Annotated in this window: 21 protein-coding genes and 1 riboswitch; of the genes, 14 read left to right on the top strand and 7 right to left on the bottom strand. The window is 70.1% G+C overall.

Translation table 11 applies throughout. The annotated features are described in order from the left end of the window. Positions 1–11: 11 nt before the first annotated feature. Entirely contained in the window at positions 12–548 is a 537-nt protein-coding gene (locus ACIA8K_RS17070; protein ID WP_396059762.1) for a phosphotransferase, read from the top strand. A gap of 80 nt (positions 549–628) precedes the next feature. On the opposite strand, the gene ACIA8K_RS17075 is transcribed toward ACIA8K_RS17070, so the two are convergent. Next, a complete protein-coding gene (locus tag ACIA8K_RS17075; RefSeq protein WP_396059764.1) occupies positions 629–1,204 on the bottom strand; it encodes a TetR/AcrR family transcriptional regulator in 576 nt (191 codons plus the stop codon). Between the two features lie 126 nt (positions 1,205–1,330). Here ACIA8K_RS17075 and ACIA8K_RS17080 point away from each other — a divergent pair, with 126 nt between their 5' ends. From ACIA8K_RS17080 to ACIA8K_RS17095, 4 genes are all read left to right on the top strand, one after another. After that, complete coding sequence (locus ACIA8K_RS17080) at positions 1,331–2,065, top strand: SDR family NAD(P)-dependent oxidoreductase (protein WP_396059766.1); 735 nt, start codon at positions 1,331–1,333, stop codon at positions 2,063–2,065. Positions 2,066–2,127: 62 nt separating this feature from the next. Next, a complete protein-coding gene (locus ACIA8K_RS17085; protein WP_396059768.1) occupies positions 2,128–2,748 on the top strand; it encodes an NADPH-dependent F420 reductase in 621 nt (206 codons plus the stop codon). Positions 2,749–2,833: 85 nt separating this feature from the next. Beyond that, positions 2,834–3,649, top strand: a complete 816-nt coding sequence (locus tag ACIA8K_RS17090; protein WP_396059770.1) for an SAM-dependent methyltransferase — start codon at positions 2,834–2,836, stop codon at positions 3,647–3,649. A 47-nt stretch (positions 3,650–3,696) separates the two neighbouring features. Then, positions 3,697–6,846, top strand: a complete 3,150-nt coding sequence (locus tag ACIA8K_RS17095; RefSeq protein ID WP_396059772.1) for a DUF4132 domain-containing protein — start codon at positions 3,697–3,699, stop codon at positions 6,844–6,846. 4 nt (positions 6,847–6,850) lie between these two features. On the opposite strand, the gene ACIA8K_RS17100 is transcribed toward ACIA8K_RS17095, so the two are convergent. Next, complete coding sequence (locus ACIA8K_RS17100) at positions 6,851–7,417, bottom strand: helix-turn-helix domain-containing protein (protein ID WP_396059774.1); 567 nt, start codon at positions 7,415–7,417, stop codon at positions 6,851–6,853. 47 nt (positions 7,418–7,464) lie between these two features. Here ACIA8K_RS17100 and ACIA8K_RS17105 point away from each other — a divergent pair, with 47 nt between their 5' ends. Continuing rightward, the gene (locus ACIA8K_RS17105; protein ID WP_396059776.1) at positions 7,465–8,271 is read left to right on the top strand and encodes a class I SAM-dependent methyltransferase; all 807 of its coding nucleotides are present in this window, start codon (positions 7,465–7,467) and stop codon (positions 8,269–8,271) included. A 31-nt stretch (positions 8,272–8,302) separates the two neighbouring features. Here ACIA8K_RS17105 and ACIA8K_RS17110 read toward each other — a convergent pair whose 3' ends face one another. After that, positions 8,303–9,715 carry a DHA2 family efflux MFS transporter permease subunit gene (locus tag ACIA8K_RS17110; RefSeq protein ID WP_396059778.1) on the bottom strand — a complete coding sequence of 471 codons (1,413 nt, stop codon included), beginning with the start codon at positions 9,713–9,715 and terminating at the stop codon, positions 8,303–8,305. A gap of 82 nt (positions 9,716–9,797) precedes the next feature. Here ACIA8K_RS17110 and ACIA8K_RS17115 point away from each other — a divergent pair, with 82 nt between their 5' ends. Next, on the top strand, positions 9,798–10,388 hold the full coding sequence (locus ACIA8K_RS17115) for a TetR/AcrR family transcriptional regulator (RefSeq protein WP_396059780.1): 591 nt from the start codon (positions 9,798–9,800) through the stop codon (positions 10,386–10,388). On the opposite strand, the gene ACIA8K_RS17120 is transcribed toward ACIA8K_RS17115, so the two are convergent. The 4 genes from ACIA8K_RS17120 to ACIA8K_RS17135 form a co-directional block, all read right to left on the bottom strand. Then, complete coding sequence (locus ACIA8K_RS17120; protein WP_396059782.1) at positions 10,382–11,308, bottom strand: L,D-transpeptidase family protein; 927 nt, start codon at positions 11,306–11,308, stop codon at positions 10,382–10,384. The genes ACIA8K_RS17115 and ACIA8K_RS17120 overlap by 7 nt on opposite strands. Before the next feature lie 135 nt (positions 11,309–11,443). Beyond that, a complete protein-coding gene (locus tag ACIA8K_RS17125; RefSeq protein WP_396059784.1) occupies positions 11,444–12,445 on the bottom strand; it encodes a hypothetical protein in 1,002 nt (333 codons plus the stop codon). Positions 12,446–12,523: 78 nt separating this feature from the next. Further along, positions 12,524–13,519, bottom strand: coding sequence for a ribonucleotide-diphosphate reductase subunit beta (locus ACIA8K_RS17130; protein WP_396059786.1), 996 nt, complete (start codon positions 13,517–13,519; stop codon positions 12,524–12,526). Between the two features lie 37 nt (positions 13,520–13,556). After that, positions 13,557–15,983 (bottom strand): ribonucleoside-diphosphate reductase subunit alpha, encoded by a 2,427-nt coding sequence (locus ACIA8K_RS17135; protein ID WP_396059788.1) that lies wholly within the window; start codon positions 15,981–15,983, stop codon positions 13,557–13,559. A gap of 150 nt (positions 15,984–16,133) precedes the next feature. Further along, a riboswitch (cobalamin riboswitch) is annotated at positions 16,134–16,356 on the bottom strand. A gap of 164 nt (positions 16,357–16,520) precedes the next feature. On the opposite strand from ACIA8K_RS17135, the gene ACIA8K_RS17140 reads away from it, so the two are divergent. The 7 genes from ACIA8K_RS17140 (at position 16,521) to ACIA8K_RS17170 (ending at position 22,738) form a co-directional block, all read left to right on the top strand. Then, on the top strand, positions 16,521–17,474 hold the full coding sequence (locus tag ACIA8K_RS17140) for a helix-turn-helix domain-containing protein (protein ID WP_396059790.1): 954 nt from the start codon (positions 16,521–16,523) through the stop codon (positions 17,472–17,474). Between the two features lie 16 nt (positions 17,475–17,490). After that, positions 17,491–17,952: a cupin domain-containing protein gene (locus ACIA8K_RS17145; RefSeq protein WP_396059792.1), complete on the top strand. Its 462-nt coding sequence runs from the start codon at positions 17,491–17,493 to the stop codon at positions 17,950–17,952. Then, positions 17,949–18,863, top strand: coding sequence for an NADP-dependent oxidoreductase (locus ACIA8K_RS17150; protein WP_396059794.1), 915 nt, complete (start codon positions 17,949–17,951; stop codon positions 18,861–18,863). Before ACIA8K_RS17145 ends, ACIA8K_RS17150 begins: the two co-directional genes overlap by 4 nt. 334 nt (positions 18,864–19,197) lie before the next feature. After that, entirely contained in the window at positions 19,198–19,782 is a 585-nt protein-coding gene (locus tag ACIA8K_RS17155; RefSeq protein WP_396059796.1) for a transglutaminase family protein, read from the top strand. A gap of 140 nt (positions 19,783–19,922) precedes the next feature. Continuing rightward, complete coding sequence (locus ACIA8K_RS17160) at positions 19,923–20,999, top strand: DUF6183 family protein (RefSeq protein ID WP_396059798.1); 1,077 nt, start codon at positions 19,923–19,925, stop codon at positions 20,997–20,999. Positions 21,000–21,220: 221 nt separating this feature from the next. Next, the gene (locus ACIA8K_RS17165; protein WP_396059800.1) at positions 21,221–22,339 is read left to right on the top strand and encodes an SMI1/KNR4 family protein; all 1,119 of its coding nucleotides are present in this window, start codon (positions 21,221–21,223) and stop codon (positions 22,337–22,339) included. A 54-nt stretch (positions 22,340–22,393) separates the two neighbouring features. Further along, positions 22,394–22,738, top strand: coding sequence for a pentapeptide repeat-containing protein (locus tag ACIA8K_RS17170; RefSeq protein WP_396059802.1), 345 nt, complete (start codon positions 22,394–22,396; stop codon positions 22,736–22,738). Positions 22,739–23,005: the final 267 nt, after the last annotated feature.

Genomic DNA, 23,005 nt, shown 5'->3' on the forward strand with positions numbered 1-23,005 from the left:
GGCTGGCCGCGATGGGGCGCCTGCTCCGCGACTATCACGAGGCCGTGCAGGGGTTCCGGCCGAGTGCGGGCGCGGTCTGGGCGGCCGGCTACGGCGCCGGCCCCGCCCTCGATGCGGACGACGAGGTCGTCTGCCATGGCGACTTCGGGCCGTGGAACCTGGTCTGGCACGGCACGCGGCCGGTCGGCATTCTGGACTGGGACTACGCGGGGCCGGGACCGCGCCGCCGCGACGTGGCCTACGCGCTCGAGTTCGTGGCGCCGTTCCGCGACGACGCCACGTGCCTGCGGTGGCTGCGGTATCCGTCGCCGCCCGACCGGGCCCGGCGCATCAGGATCTTCGCCTCCGCCTACCGGCTCGACGGCACTGACGGTCTGGTGGACGACGTGATCGCGGAGCAGGAGCGGCTGGTGGAGCTGACCCGCCGGCTGGCCGCCGCCGGCCAGGAGCCCCACCGGACCTGGCAATGCGACGGTGTCCTCGACGAGGCCGGCCGGCGCGTCGACTGGAGCCGCCGCCACCGGCATCTGTTCGGTGACCCGCGCTGATCACACCGGCCGGGAGCTGATGGCGGCCGCCCCGCGCAGACCCGGACCTCACGGCGTCGCGGTCGATGCCCGCGTGCGGTTCACCGGGCTTCCACGGGGATGGCGTTGTCGACAAGGACGGCCGCGATGGCGGCGGCCGTGGCCAGGGTCTCCGCGTTGAGCACCCGGGCACGCGCCGAGGCACCGTCAAGCAGCAACGCCAGCTGTTCGCCGAGCTGTTCGGGGTCGGGCGCGCCGGCCTCGCGGGCGCTGTCCGCAAGCCGCGCGGCGAACGCCTTCTTGTAGTCCCGGGCGTACCGGCGTGCCGGATGGTCCGGATCGGGGATCTCGACGGCCGCCGCGATGAACGGGCACAGCGGCGAGTGGATGTCGAAGACCGCCAGGAGCCGCTCGCGGGGCGTCAGGTCACTGCTGTCGAACACCTCTGGCAACACCTCGGGGTCGAAGCGGCGCAGCCCCTCGGCGATCAGGTCGTCCTTGCCGCTGAAGTGCTGGTAGAGCGTGCGCTTGGACACCTCGGCCACCGTGCAGAGCTGGTCCATCCCGGTGCAGTTGATGCCCTGCTCGCGGAACAACTGCTGGGACGCGCCGAGGATGCGCTCCCGTGCACCCCTGCCGCGCCGCCGGCCCTGCGGCCCTTTCTCCAACTCCGTCACCGGCCCAGTGTAGCCCGCTGGGTACCGATCGGTGTGCTTAGTTGCGCCCACGATGATCGGTCGCTACGGTTAAGCACACAGATCGGTGTACATAACGCCGACGCAGTGATCGATCGGAGTTGTGTCGTGGGAAAGCTCGATGGCAAGGTCGCGGTGATCACGGGCGCGACGAGTGGCATGGCGCTGGCCGGCGCCAAGATGTTCGTTGACGAGGGAGCTCACGTCTTCATCTCCGGCCGGCGGAGGGACGCGCTCGACGAGGCCGTCGCGCTGATCGGCCGGAACGTGACGAGCGTGCAGGCCGACTCGGCCGACCTCGACGACCTGGACCGCCTGTTCGAGACGGTCAAGCGGGAGAAGGGCGCCATCGACGTGCTGTGGGCCAGCGCCGGGACGGGCGAGCAGGGCCCTCTCGGCGAGATCACCGAGAAGCAGTTCGATGCCGCCTTCTCGCTCAACGCACGCGGCACGCTGTTCACGGTCCAGAAGGCGCTGCCGCTCTTCAACGACGGCGGCTCGATCTTCATGACCGGGTCGAACGCCTCACTCCGCGGCTACCCCAACTGGGGTGTGTACGCGGCAAGCAAGGCCGTCCTGCCCGCCTACGCACGGGTGTGGGTGTCCGAGCTGCGGGACCGGAGGATCCGGGTGAACGTGCTGACCCCCGGCCAGGTCGCCACGCCGATCCTGGAGTCGGTGATGGACGAGCAGACCAAGGCGCAGTTCGAAGCCGTCATCCCGCGCCGGAAGATGGGCCGCCCCGAGGAGGTCGCCTCGGCCGCACTGTTCCTCGCCTCGGACGACTCCAGCTACGTCAACGGCATGGAGTTGGTCGTCGACGGCGGCACCACTGTCATCTGACCCGTCGCCACATCGCGTCAGCACCGCAGCCCGATCCACACACGACGACAGGAATGCACGTCATGAGCAGCATCAGCATCATCGGCTCCGGCAACATGGCCGCCGCCATCGGGACCCGGGCGGCGAAGCACGGCCACACCGTCGAGTTCATGAGCCGCGACACCGCCAAGGCCCAGGCCCTGGCCGACCGGATCGGTAACGGAGCCACCGTAGGCACGTTCGGCGCACGGCCGGCGGGTGACATCGTCATCGTGGCCGTCCTTTACGCCGCCGCGGTCGACGTGGTCGCATCGTTCGGCGACGCGCTGGCCGGCAAGATCCTCGTCGACATCACCAACCCGTTCAACGCCGACGTCAGCGGGCTCGTCACCACCCCCGGCAACTCGCTCTCCCAGCAGATCGCCGCGGCCGCCCCCGAGGGCACCCACGTCGTGAAGGCGTTCAACACGATCTTCCGCGACGTCCTCACCGGGGACGCACCTGTCGACGCCTTCTTCGCCGGCGCCGGCACCGAGGCGAGGACACGGGTCGCGGCCTTCCTGGAGAGCCTGGGCCTGCGCCCCCGCGACGCCGGAGACCTGGGCATGACCTTCGCCCTCGAGTGGGCCGGTGTCCTCCTGGTCGGCGTGGCACGCGGCGGCGCCGGCTTCGACATCGCCCTGGGCACCACGACCGCCAGGTAGCGTCGATGGACAGTCGTACGGCCCGGCCGCCCCGGGCCGTACGACGAATCGGGTCGCTAATGGACCATGGCGGTATTGTGGCGCCGTGGACGACACCAACGCTGCCCTCTCCGGGATCAACCCGGCTGAGCCGCACCCCGCGCGGCGATACAACTACTGGCTGGGCGGGAAGGACAACTTCGCCGCCGACCGGGCCTCCGGCGACGAGTTGCAGAGGCTGTTCCCGAAGGTGCGGCTCGGCGCGCTTGCGAACCGCGCGTTGTTGCAGCGTGCGACCGGTTTCCTGGCGGCGGAGGCGGGGATCCGGCAGTTCCTGGACATCGGGACCGGGCTGCCGACCGCGGACAACACGCACGAGGTCGCGCAGCGGCACGCGCCCGAGAGCCGGATCGTGTACGTGGACAACGACCCGCTGGTGATGGTGCACGCGCGGGCGCTGCTCAACAGCAGCCCGGAGGGGCGCACCGCCTACATCGAGGCGGACCTGAACGATCCTGAGTCGATCCTCTCCGACCCGATCCTCGCGGACACGCTGGACCTGAAGCAGCCGGTCGGGCTGATGCTGATCGCGGTGCTGCACTTCATCCACGGGCACGGCGCGGCCGCGCCGGTCGTGCGCCGGCTGCTCGAGGCGCTGCCGTCCGGCAGCTACCTGGTCGCCACGCACGCCACCTCGGACTTCGGCACGCCGGAGCAGCAGAGGCTGTACCAGCAGGTGATCGCGGCCGGTAAGTCCGACGTGTGGACCCGGCCGCGCGACGAGTTCGCCGCGCTCTTCGACGGCCTGGAGCTGGTCGAGCCGGGGGTGGTACCGGCAAGCGAGTGGCGGCCGGAGCCGGGCGCGGAGATACCCGCCCGCTCGGACATCAACATCTGGACCGCGGTCGGCCGCAAGCCCTGACGAGATCTGGGGGTACGCCCCGCGTACCCCTGTTCTACCGTGACGCGGTGATCTCCTGGGATGCGCCGCCGCCGTCGATCCTGCCACCGCAGTGGGTGCCGCCCGCGCGTGACGACGAGTGGCGCAACGGTGTGCTTGCCGACCGCTGGCTGCGGGACGTGGTGCCGCCGCGCCGGGGCGGGATCGACACCGGCGCCCGGCCCGCCGCCACGCTCGACGAGGCCTGGGCGGGGCTGCGCGACCACGTCTGGGCGACCAACGCGCCGGAGATCTGGAACCTGGTCACGTCGACGGGCGCGGACGAGCGGGCGCTTGGCGAGCGGCTGCTCGACCCGCGGGCCCGGCCCGGCACGCCCGCCGAGGACCTGGTGCTGGTCAGGGCGTACCGCCGCCAGATCTCCGGCGGCGGGCACCCGGGGCAGCACTGGCTCGTCGACCACCTGGTCGCGTCGCGCGGGCTGGCCGAGGCCGGCCGCCTGCTCGTCTACGTCCTGAACTGTGACCTGCCGAGGATGTTCGCCGACGTGCTCGGCCGGCTCCGGGAGTTGCTTGCGCTCGCGGACGACGCCACCTACGCGAATGCGCGTGATGCGATCCTCGACGCCCGAGACCAGCGGCTGTCCCCGGGCTACCACGGGTTCGACGGGAGGCTGGAGGGAAACGCGGCCGGCGCGGTGTTCTGGTCGGTCTCCTACCTGCTGCCGATCGGGCCGCACTCCGGGCCGGCGGAGCCGGCCGCGCACGATGCGGCGCTGAAGTACCTGACCAGGTTCGGGAACATGACCGCGGACATCCTCGGGCTGGCGTCCGGCGATGCGGAGACGCTTGAGCGCATCCTCGCCATCAACGACCGCGCGGTGGGAGACGAGTTCTTCACCACGATCGGCGGCCGCCTGCACCTGGCGGGGCTGCTGGACACCGGCGGCGCGGCGGCGCTCTGCCGGATGCGGCCGGACCCGTGGTATCTGCAGGTCGAGCGGTACGAGCGCGACATCTGGACAAGCCTGCTCGCACACATCGATCACGACGACGCACGCGCGGCCCTGGCGGAGTTGCGGGACGGGCGGGACGACGGGCAGCCGGACGCGCGGACCGCACATGTACTCCCGGAGTGGGAACGCAAGCCCGCCATCCCGGGAACGCCTATCGCCTACCAGCCGCCGAAGCCGGTGCTGCCGGTGCTGCGCGAGCCCGCGACGCCGGTCGCGCCCGAGTTGGACTGGCAACCGGGCGAACGGCAGCGGGCCATCGGCATCCGGGTCTCCGACCAGTACCAGGCGTGGAACGACACGAACCTCCGGGACTGCACTGACGCGCAGGTCACGGCATGGCTTGAGCATCAGGAGCACTGGGCGCTCCCGACCCGGCTCACCGCGCTGGCACTGGCGCCGTCGTGGGCTCAGGAGCGGCTGCTGGCCCTGGGCTTCACGCACAGCCGCGCCGAGGTGGCCGCGGAGACGCTGCCGCTGCTGCTGGCCCGGCACGGGGTGAGCCACGTGCCGGCGCTTGTGGCCGCGTTCGGCGACAAGGAGACCGTCGCGCCCGCGCTCGCGGCCGCTCAGCCGATCGGGCACACCGCGCTCGCGGCGCCGGTCGCGCGCGCGTTCACGGCACGGGCGCACCGCTGTGCGGCGCGGTCCTGGCTGCTGCGTCATCCCCGGCACGCGGCCGCCGGCCTGGTCGCGGAGTGGCGGGCCAAGCCCGCTGATCCGGCGATCAGCCGCGCGCTGCGCTGGCTCGACGCCCAGGGGCACCGGGCGCTGCTGACGGCCGGCCCGGACGCGGCGGACGTGGCCGCGTTCCTGGACCAGGACCCGCTCACCGTGCCGAAGGCGAAGCGCCCGAAGATCCCCGGCTACCTCACCGGGACCCCGCTGCCACAGCTCGACCCGCCAGCAACCCCCGAAGATCAAGAACTTCTGCTGGTACGCCTGGCAGCCTCCGAGCCCGACCACGTGCACCCGGCCGTGCCCGCGGCCCTGGACACCTGGACCGCCGCGTCCCGTGCCGCGTTCGCCGGCGCGCTGCTTGACCGCTGGCTCGACGCCGGCGTGCCGAACGCCGGCGTCTGGTGTCTCTACGCGGTCGCCCTGCTCGGCGACGACGCGGGCCTCCGCCGGCTGGCCGCGCTGGCCCGCCGCTGGGCGGGACCGTCAGTGCGCGTGCGGGACCAGGCCGCGCTCGAGGCGATCCGGCTCCGGGGCACGGACGCCGCGTTGATCGCGCTCAGCCGGCTCGCCGAGAACTGCCGGTTCCCCGCGTTCGAGGAGGTCGTCCGCGGCCACATCGACGAGATCGCGGAGCTGCGCGGCCTCACGCCGGACGAGCTGGCCGACCGCCTGGTCCCCACGTTCGGCCTTGACGACATGGAGGCCGGCACGCTTGAGACGGATGCGGGCACGTTCCGCATCGAGTTCGACCACCTGCTGATGCCGTTCGTCCGGGACGCGTCCGGCCGCACGCACGCGGATCTGCCGCCTCCGGCGCGGGGCGAGGACAGGCGGCGGCACCGGGCGGCGCAGGACCGGCTCGCCGAGGTGCGCACGGAGGCGCGCGCGTCCGCGTCACTTCACCTCGGCCGGATGGAGAACGCGATGTGCGACGAGCGGCGCATCCCGGCCACGGTCTTCGTGGACCGCTTCGCCACCCACCCGTGGATGACCCACCTCGCCCGGCGCCTGGTCTGGGGCGTCTTCGTGGCCGGTGAGCTGACCGCGACCGTCCGGGTGGCGGAGGACGGCTCGCTCGCCACCGTGCACGACGAGACGTTCGCACTGCCGGAGGACGCCCTCGTGAGCCCGCTGCACCCGGCGGAGTTCCCGGCCGGCGAGCTGGCCCCTTGGCACACCGTGCTCGACGACTACGACCTGATGCAGCCGTTCCCGCAGCTGGACAGGCCGGTCCACCGGGTCGCCGACACCCCGTTGGACCGCTGGACCGGCCGGACCGTCACCCATCGGGCGCTGCGCGGCCTGGAGGGGCACGGCTGGAGTCGCTCCCACGACGAGGTGGAGGCCGTCCAGCTGATCAAACAACTGTCCGGCGCGGCAGAGCTGGTCCTGGAGGTGACGCCCGGCTGGAACTCCTACGACACCGCCGCCTCCGTACCTGAGCAGACCGTCGCCCGGCTCTTCCTCAACGGCGAACCCACCCTTACCGCGTTCTCCGAGGCCGTCCATGACCTGCGGCTGCTGTGACGAGTCAGCCCCGGGACATGTGGGCGAGCTCGCCGTCGTGGTCGAGGATGGTGAGGATCTCGCAGGGGCCGCCGCGGGCGCCGATCGCGTGCGGGACCATTGTGGAGAACTCGGCGGCCTGACCTGCTTCGACGAAGACTGTCCGGTCGCCCAGCCGGAGGATCGCAGTGCCGGTCAGGACCGTGAACCAGTCCCGCCCGGGGTGCACGCCGAGCGTGTCGATCGCGCGCTCGGGGGTGATCCGCATCTTCGCGACAGTGCGGCCGTGCGGGGAGCTGTCGCGGGAGAGCAGCCAGGTGGTGATGCCCTGGCCGTGGTCGGAGAGCGGGCGGATCACCACGTCGGTGTCGTCTGCCGGCTCGACCAGCTGATCAAGTGTGGTGCCGAGCGCGCGGGCGAGCCGGACCAGCTGGTCGAGTGCGATGCGGCGGTTGCCGGTCTCCAGGCGGCTCAGCGTGGAGGGGCTCAGGTGGCAGCGGGCGGCCAGCGCGTCGAGCGACAGTCCTTTGGCCAGCCGGAGGCTGCGGATGCGCTGGCGGACCAGATCGTCGAGCACCTCTTCTTGCGTCATAGGCAAGATGATATGCCAGAATCGCACGGGTCGCCTACCGTGGTGGCATGAGCGCACACCAACACGGCCACAGCCACAGCCACACCCACAACCACGCCGAGCACGACGACGCCGGCATGGCGGAACTGCTCGAACTCGACGGGACCGTGCTCGCGGCGTACCTGGAGGAGGTCATGACCTGGGTCGCGGAGCTTGCGCCGGAACAGCCGGGCCGCATCGTCGACCTGGGTGCGGGGACCGGCAACGGGTCGTTCGCGCTTGCCGCACGCTTCCCCACGGCCGAGATCATCGCGGTGGACAACTCGCCCCGCATGCTTGACCGGATCCGCGCGGCCGGCGACGCCCGCATCACCACGCTCGAGGCCGACCTCGCGCACGGCTGGCCCGCCGTCGACAGTCCCTCGATCGTCTGGGCCGCCCTCTCGCTTCACCACGTGCCGGACCCCGAGGCACTGCTGCGCCAAATCCGGGAGCGGCTGCTGCCCGGCGGCCTGATGGTCATCTCCGAGATGCCGGATCAGCCCTACTTCCTGGCCGGCGACCCGTGGGAGGAGCGGCTGCACGAGGCGATCGCGAGCCGTCACCTCGGCTTCGACCCGCACCCGGACTGGACCGCGACGCTTGAGAAGCTCGGCTTCAAGGCCACCCGCCGCGAGTTCCCGATCGAGGTGTCCGAGCCGCGGGACCTGGTCCGGCGCTACTTCCTGACGTTCCTGCGCCGGATGCGCGCCGGCCTGGCGGAGCAGCTCGACGCCGGTGACCTGCACACGCTCGACCGGATCGTGGCGGACGACGCGGCCGGACTGCTGCCGATCGTCCGAACCAGCCGCACGGTGTGGGTGGCCACGAACTGAGGTGAGGCGCGAAGCCCCACCTCAGCAGAGGTCAGGCCGCCTGGAGGACCGGCGCCGGCTCGTCGGCACGGGCGACCGCGCGGCGCCCCGGGAGGAAGAGCGCGAGCACGGTCCCGGCCGCGACGATCACGCCGCCGACAGTGATCGCCGGCACCAGGCCGTCCACGAACCCGGCCGCGCTCGCGTAGTCGCCGTGGGAGGTGAAGACCGAGGCCAGCACCGCGACGCCGACCGCCACGCCCAGCTCGCGGATGGTGTTGTTGGTGCCGGAGGCGACGCCGTGCTGGTCCGGGCGGACGCTTGACAGCACCATCGTGCTCATCGGCGCGAACGTCAGGCCCATGCCGATGCCGGCCAGGACGAACGCGCCGACAAGCGCGCCGTAGGTGACGGTGGCGGTGGACGCGACCGCGATCCAGATCAGCGCGGCGGCGAGCAGACCCTGGCCGAGCACGATGAGGGTACGGGCACCGACCCGCGAGACCAGCAGACCGGCGATCGGGGCCACCACCATCGGGGCCGCGGTCCAGGGCAGCGTGCGCACGCCGGCCTCGAACGGGCCGAGGCCCTGCACGACCTGGAAGAACTGGGCGAGCAGGAACACCGAGCCGAACACGCCGACCGAGAAGGCGAACGCGACCGCGCTGACGATGCCGAAGCCGCGGTTGCGGAACAGGCTCAGCGGCAGCATCGGCACCGGGTTGAGGCGCTGCCAGATCAGGAAGCCGATCATCAGCGCGGCGCCGCCGCCGATCAGGAGCAGCACCCGGGCGGAGGTCCAGCCGTGGTCCGGGCCGTCGACGACGCCCCAGACCAGGCCGAGCACGCCACCGGCGGAGAGGACCAGGCCGAGCGGGTCGAGGCGGCGGGCTCCACCGCGGGACTCCTGGAGCACCGTGGCGGCCATGACCAGCGCAAGCACGCCGACCGGCACGTTCAGCCAGAAGATCCAGTTCCAGTCGAGGCCGTCGACGACCGCGCCGCCGACCACCGGGCCGACCGCGACGCCGAGGCCGCTGATCCCGCCCCAGATGCCGACGGCCGCGTTGCGCATGCGCGCGGGGACGGCCGCGGCCAGCAGCGTGAGCGACAGCGGCATGACCGCGGCGCCGCCCAGCCCCTGCACGGCGCGGGCGGTGGTGAGCATCCACGGCTCGGTGGCGAGCGCGCAGGCCGCGGACGCGAGCGTGAACAACGCGATCCCGGCCAGGAAGAGGCGTCGACGGCCGATCCGGTCGCCGAACGCGCTCGCGGTCAACAGCAGCGCGGCGAACGGCAGCGTGTACGCGTTGACGAACCACTGCAGGTCGGACAGGGACGCACCCAGCTCGGCCTTGATCACCGGCAGCGCGGTGGTGACCACCAGGTTGTCGAGCGTGACCATGAACATCGGGATGCCGACCGCGGCGAGGACCGCCGCCACCGGCCGTTGTGTGGAGCTCATGTCCGTACCCCCGGAGGTTGTTGTTATCGACTGATAACTAGCTTCAGGGCGAATGTAGTTATCGACTGATAACCTGTCAACCATGACTCCCCGCAACCGACTCACCGCCGCCGAACGGGGCGAGCAACTTGTCGCCGCCGCCGTCACCGCGTTCGCCCGGAGCGGGTACGCCGGCACCACCACCGACCAGGTCGCGCGGCTCGCGGGAGTCACCCAGCCCTACGTGATCCGGATCTTCGGGACGAAACAGGCGCTGTTCATCGCCACGCTCGAGCACACCTGCGACCGCATCGAGCAGGCGTTCCGCGACGCGGGCGGCGACGGCACGGGCGGCGACGGCGCGGGGGGCGCCGGCACGGACTTCGCGACGCTCGGCGAGGCCTACGACCGGTTGCTGGCCGAGCACGACCTGCTGTCGGTGCTGCTGCACGGGTTCTCCGCCGCCGGCGACCCGGAGATCGGCGACGTGGTGCGGGCCCGGTTCGGCCGGATCTACCAGACCGTGAAGGAGCTGACCGGCGCGGATCCGGTGCAGCTACGCGACTTCCTCGCCCACGGCATGCTGCTCACCATCCTCGGCGCGATGCGGGTGGCCGGGCGGGATACCGTGCCGCCCACGCCGTGGATGGCCGAGATGCGTGGCGCGTTCGGAATGATCGAAAACGGTCAGTAGACCCAGACCGACGTGCCGACCTGGATCGCGCGCTTCTTCCAGATCCAGTCCATCGCCTCGATCGACAGGCGCGCGCAGCCGTGCGAGGCCGGCCACGGCGGCACACTCGTCGCGCCGTGCACAGCGATCCCGCCGTTGAAGTACTTCGGGCGGTAGAGCGGGCCGAGCGGGCCGTAACGCCAGTCGTTGACCTGCCGCTTCACCGCGAACCGGCCGGCCGGCGTCTTCGCCAGGTAGCGCCGGCCCTGGTATCGGTAGTGCCTGTTCGTCCCGGTCGAGGTATTGAAGATCTTCGTGACCGCGCCGTTGTCGACGATCAGGAGCAACTGCTTCTTCAGGTCGATCTCAACGCGGTGACCCTGACGACTCTGCGCGGACGGGCGGGCCCCGTCGGACAGCGCGGTGATCGTCGCGGCGTCGACAGTGCCGGTCAGCTTGATCCCCGCCGCCTTCTGCAGCGCGTAGACCGCCTGCTGGGTAAGCGGGCCGAACCGGCCGTCCGCGGGCCCGTTCCAGTAGCCGAGCGCGGTCAGCCGCTCCTGCAGGCCGGTGATCTCCGGGCCGTTCTCGCCGCGTTCAAGCAGGCCGTCCGCGTGCGCGGTGGGCACGCTGCTCGGCGTCGGGCTCGGGCTCGCGGGCTTGCTGGGCGTGGGACTCGCGCTCGGTGGGGACGGCGGGGCCGAGGCGGGTGGCAGCGCGGACGGCACCCCCGCGGCGCTCGCCACCGGAGAGGAGGTGACTGCGGCGGGCGAATCGCTCGGCAGCGGCGGCGTGGTGGTGACCGGCTGCTCCACGCTCGGGAAGACCGGCAGCGGCGCGGGCAGCGTGATCGGCTTGTCCGGGCTGCCACCGCATCCGGCGGCCAGCGCGACCGCGATCCCCAGTACTGCCGCGCGCCGGGCCGTCCCACGAGCTGTCATCGCCCCATTGTGGCTGATCAGGGCCCTTTTCAGGACCAAATTCGAAACCTCGCGGGGGTACGGGGTGCGCGCGCGTCGACGGCGACACACACGGCGCTCCGGATGGAGACGCCGTGCGGGGCGCCGACCGGCGAGTCAGAGGTGCGGCGGCTGCGCGGACCGCAACGGCTGTGGCGCCTGCAAGGGCTGCAAGGGCTGCGGGGACTGGGAAGGCTGCGAGGGCTGCGAGGGCTGCGAGGGCTGCGAGGGCTGCGAGGGCTGCGGCGGATTCTGCTGAGGCGGCTGCGGAGAGCCGGCCTGCTGCGGATGCCCCTGGTACTGCGGATGCGCTTGGTACTGCGGCTGTCCCTGGAACTGCGGCTGTCCCTGGAACTGCGGAGCTACCGGCTGCTGCGGTGCTGGGTACTGCGGCGGGTACTGCTGCGCCGACGGCCGCCCCTGGAACTGCGGCTGCCCCTGGAACTGCGGAGCTACCGGCTGCTGCGGTGCTGGGTACTGCGGCGGGTACTGCTGCGCCGGCTGCTGCGGCTGCGGCTGCGGCTGCGGCTGCGGCTGCGGCTGCGGCTGCGGCTGCGGCTGCGGCTGCGGCTGCGGCTGCTGCGGGATCCCCTGCTGCTGCGACACCGGCTGCTGCTGCGGATAGCCCTGCTGATAGGGGTATGCCTGCTGCGCAACCGGCTGCTGGGGATACCCGTGCTGCTGCGGAAATCCCTGCTGCGGGTACCCCTGTTGCGCATAACCCTGCTGCGGATAACCCTGCTGTGGGAATCCCTGCTGCGGATACCCCTGCTGCGGATGCGGCGGGAACCCGCCCGCGGCCGCCACCGCTCCCCCATCGCCCTTCCCGCCAGCCGCACGCCTGATGATCATGACCACGCCCGCGACCACCAGCACCGCCCCGGCAACCAGCGTCCCCGTCCGCTGCCAGCTCTCCAGGCTCTTCTGCTCGTCGAATGTGCGCGTCGTCGAGCTACCCCGGCGCGAGCTGCTGATGCATTCGTCGCCCTGGTCCATGGTCCTGCCTCCGCAGGACGGTGTGCCGTCGAAGGCGAACAGCCCGATGCTGAGCAGCACCAGTCCCATCAGCACCGCCCCGAAGCGGTTCCCGACCACTTTCCACAGCAGATTTCCCAGCATCCCAGCCCCGTTCCCGTGAAATAAGCGCGTCACCATAGCGTGCCGTCGCTGCCGCACCGGAACGGGGCCGGGCACGGCTCAGAAGTCGTCGTCGAAGCTGACCGATCCGGAGACGCCGACCTGGTAGGCGGAGACGCGGCGTTCGAAGAAGTTGGAAAGCTCCTGCACGTCCTGCAGCTCCATGAAGGCGAACGGGTTCTTCGAGCCGTACATCGGCGCGATTCCCAGGGCCGCGAGCCGGCGGTCCGCGACGTGTTGCAGGTATTCGCGCATGTCGGCCGGCGACATCCCGGACACGCCCTGTTCGAGCAGGTCGGCGGCGAACTGGACCTCGCACTCGACCGCCTCCGCGAGCATGTCGCGGACCTGTTGTTCCAGCTCCGCGTCGAAGAGTTCCGGTTCCTCGGCCCGGACCTGGTCGACCACGTCGAACGCGAACGCCATGTGCATGCTCTCGTCGCGGAACACCCAGTTGGTGCCGGAGGCGAGGCCGTGCAGCAGGCCGCGGGAGCGCAGGTAGTAGACGTACGCGAACGCGCCGTAGAAGAACAGGCCCTCGATGCAGGCGGCGAAGCAGATCAGGTTGAGCAGGAACCTCCGGCGGTCGTCGCGGGTCTCCAACGAGCGCAGGTCGAAGATCGAGTCGATCCAGCGGAAGCAGAACTCGGCCTTGCGCGCGATCGACGGGATGTTCTCCACCGCCGCGAACGCCTCGAACCGCTCCTTCTCGTCCGGCACGTAGGTGTCAAGCAGGTTCAGGTAGAACTGGACGTGCACGGCCTCCTCGAACAGCTGCCGGGACAGGTAGAGGCGGCCTTCCGGCGAGTTGACGTGCTGGTAGAGGTTGAGCACCAGGTTGTTCGCCACGATCGTGTCACCTGTGGCGAAGAACGCGACAAGCCGCGACACCAGGTGCTGTTCGGCCGGGGAGAGCTTGGCCAGGTCCGCGAGGTCGGTGTGCAGGTCCACCTCCTCCACGGTCCAGGTGTTCTTGATGGCGTCTTTGAAGCGGTCGAAGAAGTGCGGGTACTTCATCGGCCTCAGCGTGAGGTCCATTCCAGGGTCAAGAAGCATGATCAAAATCCTTCGGGGGTACGACGAGAGCTGTCGGTTACTGGCAGGCTTCGCACGACTCGGGGTTCTCAAGTGAGCAGGCAAGCGCCTCGTCGTCGGAGACGGTGATCCTGGCGACGCCGGTAATCGGGGCGACGCCGTTGATCGGGGCGGCGCCGGTGATCGGGGTGACCGGGACGGCAGGCGTGACCGCGACCGGTGCCTGCACCGCCACGGTGGCCTGCTGGATGCGCGTCGCCGGGCGGGAGCGCAGGTAGTACGTGGTCTTCAGGCCGGCCTTCCACGCGTACAGGTACATCGAGGAGACCTTGCCGATCGTCGGCGCGCTCATGAACAGGTTGAGCGACTGCGACTGGTCGATGAACGGCCCGCGCGCGGCAGCCAGGTCGATCAGCGCCTTCTGCGGCAGCTCCCACGCGGTCCGGAACAGCGCGCGGACCTCGGCCGGGAGCGCCGTGATGCCCTGCACCGAGCCCTCCGCGCGCCTGATCTCCGCACGGATCGCGTCCGTCCACAGGCCGCGGGACTTCAGCTCGTCCACCAGGTAGGAGTTGATCTGCAGGAACTCGCCGGAGAGCGTCTCGCGCTTGAACAGGTTCGACACCTGCGGCTCGATGCACTCGTAGCAGCCCGCGATCGAGGCGATGGTGGCGGTCGGCGCGATCGCGATCAACAGCGAGTTGCGTACCCCGTGGGCGTTGATTTTGCTCCGCAGCGCGGTCCAGCGCTCAGGCGTACCCTCGATGCCCCAAAGATCTTGTTGAAGTTGACCTTTCGACATGCGCGTGGCGTCGAAGGACGGGTGCGGCCCGAAACGCTCCGCAAGCCCGGCCGACGTCTCCAGCGCGGTCAGGTAGATCTCCTCCGCGATCCGGGTGGAGAGCTCCCGCGCCGCGGCCGAGTCGAACGGCAGGCGCAGCCGGAAGAACACGTCCTGCAGGCCCATCACGCCGAGGCCGATCGGGCGCCAGCGCGGGTTCGACGCGGCGGCCTGCGGCGTCGGGTAGTAGTTGATGTCGATCACCCGGTCCAGGAAGACCACAGCGGTCCGGACCGTCTCGCGCAGCCGCTCCCAGTCGAGCGTGCCGCCGGTGACGTGCGCGCCCAGGTTGACCGAGCCGAGATTGCAGACCGCGGTCTCGTCGTCGCTCGACACCTCGATGATCTCGGTGCACAGGTTGGACAGGTGGACCGTGTTCTCCGGGAGCAGCGTCTGGTTGGCGAGCCGGTTGGACGCGTCCTTGAACGTCATCCAGCCGTTGCCGGTCTGCGCGAGCGTGCGCATCATCCTGCCGTACAGGTCACGGGCCTTGACCGTCTTGGTGACCTTTCCGGCCGCCTCCGCGGCACGGTACGCGCGGTCGAAGTCGTCGCCCCACAGGTCGGGCAGCTCCGGAACCTGGTTCGGGTCGATGAGCGACCAGTCCCCGTCCGCCTCGACGCGGCGCATGAACTCGTCCGGGATCCAGTTGGCCAGGTTCAGGTTGTGCGTGCGGCGCGCGTCCTCGCCGGTGTTGTCGCGCAGCTCAAGGAACTCCTCGATGTCCGGGTGCCACGGCTCCAGGTAGACGCAGGCCGCACCCTTGCGCCGGCCGCCCTGGTTGACGGCCGCGACGCTCGCGTCAAGCGTGCGCAGGAACGGCACGATCCCGTTGGACTGCCCGTTCGTGCCGCGGATCAGCGCGCCGCGCGACCGGATGCGGGAAAACGCGATGCCGATCCCCCCGGCGAACTTCGACAGGTTCGCCACCTGTGCGTACCGCTCGTAGATCGAGTTCAGCTCGTCCTTCGGCGAGTCGACCAGGTAGCAGGACGACATCTGCGAGTGCCGGGTGCCGGAGTTGAACAGCGTCGGAGAGCTCGGGAGGTACGCAAGCGACGCCATCAGCCGGTAGAAGCCGATCGCTTCGTCCACGGTCTGCGACAGTCCACACGCGACCCGCAACAGCCAGTACTGCGGGGTCTCGACGTTCTTCCTGGTGAGCGGGTGGCGCAGCAGGTAGCGGTCCGCGACCGTACGCAGGCCGAAATACTCGAAGCGCATGTCGTTCGCGGTGTCGACGGCGCTGTCGAGCTGTGTGCTGTGTGCTGCGACGAACGCCGCGGTCCCGTCCCCGATCAGCCCCTGCGCGTGGCCGAGCGCGATCGACGCGGAGAACGAGTCGATGCCCTGGCCGCGGACCTCGCCGTCGACCGTGTGGGCGAGCAGCCGGGCCGCCAGCCGCGAGTACTGCGGTTCCTCGCCGATCAGCTCCGCCGCGGTCTGGATCAGGAGCTTGCCCAGTTCCTCCGCGCCGGCGCCGTCGTACAAGCCGCTTATCGTTTTCGTCGCCACCCGCAGCGGATCGACCTCCCCGAGGCCTTGCACCCACCGCTCCACCGCCCGCACGACCCGGTGGAGATCCACCGGTTCCAGCGCGCCGTCGCGCGTACGCACCCGTACCGCCGCGTCAATGACCGTCATGCTCGTCCTGCTCCCTCGCGAGTCCGATTCCCTGGTGGGAGGTCCTCGGACCGCGCGGGCGCAGGCCACCGCTGGGCACGCATGGATTGCGGCCACAGGGGCTGGTCGGCGTCGGCCGTCCCGCGCGGCCTCGAACCACCGCCCCCGTCTGGCGGGCACGGCGCGGCTGGCAGGTCTTCGGACTCGCGGGCGCGCTGCTCACTTCCTACCGGCCGTCGCTTCCCACGCTCGTCGCTGTCGCGGACGGAGCCCAGTGCTTGTGACGGCTTTCGTTCCCACTCACCGCTGCGGGGCAGTCCCGGACTCACACCGGGTTCCCTCTTGCCTCGAACGTCACATACGCCACGCCCGAACCAGCTGCGTGCAACACCATATATGGGTACGCCGCATCCGCAAACCACAACATGTCGTGCCGGGCGTGTCGCTCCCCACCAAATGATCATGCGGCCAGGTCAGCGGCCCGACCGCGATCGTCTCCGCTGTGACCCGCGCCGGACGCCGTGCCCTACCGGACGGGTGTCGCCGTATCGTTGACAGGTGATCGGCAACCTTGAGACGTTCCAGGACGAGTTGGCCGCAAGCGGGTTTCCGCCGCTGGTCAACAAGCTGGCCGGAGCCGACTTCCGGGGACGGGTCGCCACCCGTGACCTCGGGCCGCTGCGGCTGGTCTCCCTCGACACGCCCGAGAGCGCGTGCATCGGGCGGGAGCGCGACGCCTCCGACGGCAAGAACCTGGCGGTCAAGGTGATGGCCCGGGGCCGGACCCGGATCACGCAGGGGCACGGCGACGCCGAACTCGGGCCGGCCGACCTGATGCTGCTCGATCCCACGCGTACGCTCCGGTTCGAGAGCACCGCGGCGACGCACGTCACGATCCTGATTCCGCGCCGGGAGCTCCGGATCCGTCCCGCGCAGATCGACCGGCTCATCGGCGTACCCATCGATGGTAGTCATGGTCCTGGTGCTCTTGTCTCCGTGCTGGCCCGGGAGTCGGCGCGATCGGCGACCGGGTTCCGCGAGGCGGAGGCGCTGCGGTCGGCGGCGGCCGTCATCGAGCTGATCGCTGTCGCACTTGAGGCCCGGCTGGGTGACGAGCGACCGGCCCCCGACGAGAGGCTGCGGAACCGGATCGCCGGCTACATCGAGGCCCGGCTGGCCGATTCCGATCTGTCCCCGCTGAGCATCGCCGCCGCCCACCACATCTCCGTACGCCGGCTGCACAAGCTGTTCGAGGACCAGCCGCTCACCGTGGCGGCCCTGATCCGCAGTCGCCGCCTGGAGCGCTGCCGGGCCGAGCTGTCCGGAAGTGGACATACGGTCACCGCCGTGGCCGCCCGGTGGGGATTCCCCGACCCGACCCACTTCAGCAAGCTCTTCAAGGCGACGTACGGCTACAACGCCCGTGCACTGACAACAAGCAACCGTGCACGGACGACCAGGACGCGCACAACCGGCCCGGAACAGGATGGTGGTCAGCAAGGCAGGCAATAGCAATGGGAGAGAAGTCGTGGCGAAGGTAAACATCGTCCGCCCCGGTGAGGGCGAGATCCTCGGCAGCGGGGCACACCAGATCCGGATCCTTGAGAACGGCGAGCACACCGACCATCGGCTGGGATTCGCCGAGGTCACCATCCCACCGGGCACCCCCAGCCCGTTGCAGCACCGCCACGCCCAGCACGACGAGGGCTTCTACGTGCTGGCCGGAACGTTCCGGTTCACGGTCGGCGAGGACGAGTACGACGCCGGCCCGGGCACCTGGGTCATCGTGCCGACCGGGGCACCGCACACGTTCGCAAACATCGGTGACGTGAACGCGGTCATGCTGAACACGTTCACCCCTGACCTGTACGTGCAGTACTTCCGCGACTTCAAGGCCATGATCGATTCCGGGCAGCCGATCAACGCCGAGACCATGCAACCGCTGTGGAAGAACTACGCCACCGAGATCTCGAACGAATACGCCTCGTGAAGCGCCTCCAGTACGACACCTACGGCGGCCCGGAAGTGATGCGGCTCGCCGAGTTCGCTCCACCACGACCAGGGCCGGACGAGGTTCTCGTCCGCGTCCGGGCCGCGGCCTCCAACGCGCTGGACTGGAAGATGCGCAACGGCGAGATGAAACTGATGACCGGTCGCTCCTTTCCCCGGGCGATGGGCCACGACTTCGCCGGAGTCGTCGAGGCGGTCGGCGCCGGCGTCACCCGCCTGAAGGCCGGCGACGCGGTACTCGGCGCGGCCCGGTTCCGCCAGGCCGGGGCCTTCGCCGAGATGGTGACGGCCCAGGAGAAGTCCGTAGTCCTCAAACCGGCGGACCTCTCCTACGAGCAGGCCGCCGCGCTGCCGACCGTGGGCATGACCGCCTACCAGGCCACCGCGGGGGTACGGCCAGGGCAGGCGGTCTTCGTCAACGGGTGCCTGGGCGGGGTGGGCCGGGCCGCCGTCCAGTTCGCCCGGGCGCGGGGCGCCACGGTCACCGGCAGCTGCCGCAACCCCACGGCCGCCGAGGCCCGCGAACTCGACGTCGAACCGGTCGTTGGTTTCGACTTCGACCCGGCCGCCCTCGCGGGACGGTTCGATCTCGTCTTCGACACGCCCGGCAAACTGTCCTTCGCCACGGCCCGGACGCTGCTGAAGCCGGGCGGCACCATCATCGACATCGTCCCGACCCCGGCCAAAATGCTCAGAAGCGCCCTGCCCGGACCGTACCGGGCAATGATGGGCCGGCCGGTGACCGCCGACCTGGTCGAGGTGGCCCGAACCCTGCGCCTCCCCATCGCCCGCACGGTCCCGTTCGCCGAGGCGATTCCCGCCCTGACCGAGCTGGAGCGCGAGCAACGCCCGAAGGGCGGCAAACTGGTCATCACCATGACTGGAAGCTGAGCCGGTCCGGGCCGGGGTGTGCTGCGTCCCCTCTGGGATATCGGGCAGCACACTCCGACCGGGCAGCCAGATCTGCGGGTAGCGCGGATGTGGGTGGAGCCGGCTCCGGGCGGTATCGGCTCCATCCGGCTCGCGCCGCTGATGCCGCTCGATCGGCGTGGTCTCCCATCAGGCCAGCCGATCACCATGCCCGCAATCGGGACCGGCACGATCCTGGAGTGCGCCTTTCGAGCTGACAGCTCGGGGTGAGGGCGGCCGCGGTGAAACAGCGCCGGTACCGTACCCATGAGGTCATGGCGCGGTGGAGCAGCCTGGATCCGGGAAAGGAACAGCTGTGCAACTGGTCGCGGGCGAACCGGCGGAGTACCTGGGCGGTGACACGATCATCGAGGTGGACCATCCGGAAGTGCGGGCGTTGGCCGGCCGACTACGCGCGGCGCATCCGGACGACGTCGACTTCATGCGGGCCGCCTTCGTCTGGGTTCGCGACCGGATCCGGCACTCCGTGGACGTCAGGGATCCGCGGATCACCGTCACCGCAGGCGAGGTACTCAGCGCCGGCGTCGGTCTCTGCTATGCCAAGTCGCACCTGCTGGTGGCCGTGGCCCGGGCTTCCGGCGTGCCGGCCGGGCTGTGCTACCAACAGCTGACCGACGGGGTGAAACCCTTTCTGCACGGCCTCGTTGCCGTGTACCTCGCGGACCGCTGGCATCGCCAGGACCCGCGCGGCAACCGCACCGGCATCGACGCCCAGTTCCGGCTCGGGCGTGAGCAATTGGCCTACCCGATCACCGACGGATCGTCCGGCATCGACCTTCCCGAAGTCCACGTGCGACCCTCGCCGACGGTGATCGCAGCCCTGCGCGGTGCGCAAGACGCTCTCGAACTGTGCCGCACCGGATTACCCGCCACACCCTGAGTCGGCACAGCGATGCCGGCCGTAGAACAGCTGCGGCAGTCAGGATAATTCCGCTACGCGACGTGGCCACAGCGCACCTCACGCGACCAGAAAAGGCGACCCGGCCGATCATGTAGCCCGCCGGGGCTAGGGTGCCAGGCGTGAAAGACGATCCCGGGCATCTCGCGGCCACCGTTGCGCAGTTGGAGAACGTGACGGGGGTCCGGGACCTCATGGAACGCCGTCTGGGTGAGGGTGATGCGCGCTTCGTCGCGGATCTCGGCATCGCGTTGTGGGTCAGGTACGGGACGGATGCCACCGCGCCTTGGCAGTACCGCAGCATTTTCGACAGAGCCTTGCGGCTGTTGGCACTCACGCGGGGAACGATCGAGCATGCCATCAGGCTCATCGCAGTGGTGCCGGATCGTCGCACAGTTCGGTACGCGGCGTCCTTGCTGGCTTCGGCTCACACCGTCGCGGAGTTGGATCTCGTGTTCGACGCCGGCGGGCCGGAGGAACTGCGGGCCTGCCTTACGCAGGAGTTGGTGCTGCGCGGGTCCGTGGTTCGTCACCGATGGGCCGTGTCGCCACATTGGCGCTTTCACCCGCTTGGCTGGCTGCCGTTGACGTTGACGTCGGTCGAGGGACGCCCGAGCCTTGCTGAGTACAGCATCGGCGGTGGTAGCCATGAGTTGCCGGCCATGTCGGCGGAGCCGGTGCGCGGACACGGCCTGGCTCCTCGTTGGCGGGAGACGACCACGTCCGACGAGGCAGCGATGCTGACAGCCGCGGTGGACAACTGGACCAGGGAATCCAACGGCCGCGTCGAGGCGAGGACGTTCGTCTTCCACGACGATCTCCCACCGGACGCCATCGGCGCTGCGCTGGCGAGCGTCGGCCTGAAGTCCGCACAAGGCCTCAAGACCGGGGTCGGTACCTGCTCGGCGACGCAGGCCTGGCAGCAGTTGTTCACCGCAGCGTCGGCCGGTGGCGCCTACAACAGCGGCGAGTTCGGGGCGTACGGCAGACTGCTCGCGTGGCGATCCTTCACGGTGCTGGCCGGCGCCGGACAGGACGCGCCAGCCGGTGAGGTGGAGGCTCTGGCTCACCGCTGCTCATGGTATTCTTTCGCCGGTGCCACCAGATGGTTCGACAACGTGGCGTGGGACATCGGCTTGGCGGTCGTGTCGCCGGACCGGCGGCGTCTGGCCGTGCTGGCCGCCACCGACACCGACTGACTACGCAGCTCTCCATGGGGATGCGCGGGTCTTCAGGTCCAGGTGTACGGAGCAGCCGTCAATCTAAGATCGTCTCTCCGACGACCTGATCGCGACTATCGATGCCGTACTCGGTGACCTGGTCGACCGGGACCCCGCCAAGACCGCCCAGATGATGGCCGTGAAGACCTCGTGGAGTCGCGAAGAGGCATGAGCGTGTGGCCGTAAGGTGGGGCGTGGCTTTGAGCGGGCGGCCCCACACGGCCGAGCAGTGGCAGGTCTACCTCGCCGCGTACAGCGCGGATTTCCTCCGTGTCGCCGACCCCGCTCGGCTTCACGATCTCGGGGACGAACGGCGGGCCTCTGGATGGCTCGGGTTCGCCGGCGCGGGACCGGAAGCGCTCGCCGCCGTCGAGGAGCGGCTCGGGGTGACGCTGCCGCCGGCGTACCGTGCCTTCTTGGAAGCTTCTGATGGGTGGCTTGAGCCGGGGCCGTTCGTGTGGACGATGCGGACGACGGCCGACGTCGGATGGCTGCGCGACCTCGCGCCCGAGCTGTGCGATGCGGGTGACGAGAACGACGAACTGATGGCCCGGGCGTTGCTGGTGTCAGCCGACGCGGACGAGTGCTACTGGCTCCTCGATCCTGCGGACGTGAGCGACACCGGCGAGTGGGCGGCGTACGTATGGGCGTCGTGGTATCCCGGTTTGGGTGATCGTTTCGATTCGTTCGCGGACCTGGTCGCCGCCGAACGGGAGTCGTTCGCGGATCTCAACGCCCGCGACGGGCGGGCAGTCGACCCGGCCGATGCGGGTGACCTTGTCGCCGAGGGGCGGCGGATGGCACTGCGCGGCGACGCCGAGGGGGCCGCCGAGCGGTTCGCATCGGCAGCCCGCAAAGGCTCGGGAGCCGGGCAGTACCTTGCCGTTGTCCTGGCGGCGTTTCAGCAGCCCCAGGTGCACCACAGGATCCGAAATGATGTACTCGGGCATCCGCACGTGGTCGACGCGGTCGGTGCCGGGCGGGTGCGCGCGGAGCTTGTCCCGCTGTTCCTGCGGCACGAGTCCGGTGCGTGGGCCCACAGGTTGGTGACGGAAACGCTCGGCGAGATCGGCGACGCGCCGGCACCTGAGGAGCCGCCCGAGTTCGCCACAGCACTCGAACAGGCCCGCGAGCTGGCCGGCCGAGGCGACACGGAGAACGCCTGGTCAGTGCTTGCCGCAGCGGTGCCACGATGGCACAGCGACGACCCACTGTGCATCGCGCCGTTGGTGCTGCTCACCGATCCCGTGCTGAGCCGGCTGGTCACCCCGCAACGGGCCTCCTGGATCGTTACCACCCCGAAAGGTCACGCTCACTGAGCAGCTCGAGCGCGCTCACCAGCGGTTCCGGGCGTGTGGTCAGGACCGTACGGTATGGCCGCGAACTTCGCGGACCGCCGATCCTATGCGGGCCATGACCTGCGCCATCAGACGCTTGACGGCTACCACTTCAAGTTCTGTGACTTCCGCGGCGCCAACCTGCGCGGTGCCTCCCTGCGCGGCGTGTCGTTCGCCGGCTGCGACCTGCGGGATGCTGATCTGCGCGACACCGACCTGTCCTACGCCAGATTCGGCGACGTGCGCACCCACGATCCGGAGTACGGGCGCACCGACGTCACCGGAGCCCGCTGGGAGGGCGCCACCCTTCGAGGAGTCATCGCCGGGCGCGTGATCGGCTGGCCCGGCGCCGAGGACCAACCCGGCACGGTCGAACAATAACGTTTCGCGGTGGCGTTACGCACAGGAAAGGCGACATACAGAAATGCACCAACTGCCTCAAACCTGAGCCCGAGATGGGTACGGAGGTGCGCGGTTCGTACCATTTCCGAGGGTTCGATATCGTCTTTGTCCTGTCGACGTGTGCCCAATACGCCGATTTGGCAAACGCCTTTGTTCTGGAGTCGGCTCGGATGGTTGCGCCAAGCACCGTGTGCCCAATGCAGTGCAGTTTCGTGCTCCTCTCCCCGGTGGTTTCCGGCGAATGCG

The sequence above is a fragment of the Catenuloplanes sp. NPDC051500 genome (assembly GCF_044454585.1).
Classification (GTDB): Bacteria; Actinomycetota; Actinomycetes; order Mycobacteriales; family Micromonosporaceae; genus Catenuloplanes.

Bases quoted from the DNA above. Each gene is read 5' to 3' on its own strand.
- ACIA8K_RS17070 (WP_396059762.1), top strand. From the start codon at position 12: ATGGGGCGCCTGCTCCGCGACTATCACGAGGCCGTGCAGGGGTTCCGG.
- ACIA8K_RS17085 (WP_396059768.1), top strand. From the start codon at position 2,128: ATGAGCAGCATCAGCATCATCGGCTCCGGCAACATGGCCGCCGCCATC.
- ACIA8K_RS17100 (WP_396059774.1), bottom strand. From the start codon at position 7,417: ATGACGCAAGAAGAGGTGCTCGACGATCTGGTCCGCCAGCGCATCCGC.
- ACIA8K_RS17105 (WP_396059776.1), top strand. From the start codon at position 7,465: ATGAGCGCACACCAACACGGCCACAGCCACAGCCACACCCACAACCAC.
- ACIA8K_RS17110 (WP_396059778.1), bottom strand. From the start codon at position 9,715: ATGAGCTCCACACAACGGCCGGTGGCGGCGGTCCTCGCCGCGGTCGGC.
- ACIA8K_RS17115 (WP_396059780.1), top strand. From the start codon at position 9,798: ATGACTCCCCGCAACCGACTCACCGCCGCCGAACGGGGCGAGCAACTT.
- ACIA8K_RS17120 (WP_396059782.1), bottom strand. From the start codon at position 11,308: ATGACAGCTCGTGGGACGGCCCGGCGCGCGGCAGTACTGGGGATCGCG.
- ACIA8K_RS17125 (WP_396059784.1), bottom strand. From the start codon at position 12,445: ATGCTGGGAAATCTGCTGTGGAAAGTGGTCGGGAACCGCTTCGGGGCG.
- ACIA8K_RS17130 (WP_396059786.1), bottom strand. From the start codon at position 13,519: ATGCTTCTTGACCCTGGAATGGACCTCACGCTGAGGCCGATGAAGTAC.
- ACIA8K_RS17135 (WP_396059788.1), bottom strand. From the start codon at position 15,983: ATGACGGTCATTGACGCGGCGGTACGGGTGCGTACGCGCGACGGCGCG.
- ACIA8K_RS17170 (WP_396059802.1), top strand. From the start codon at position 22,394: ATGGCCGCGAACTTCGCGGACCGCCGATCCTATGCGGGCCATGACCTG.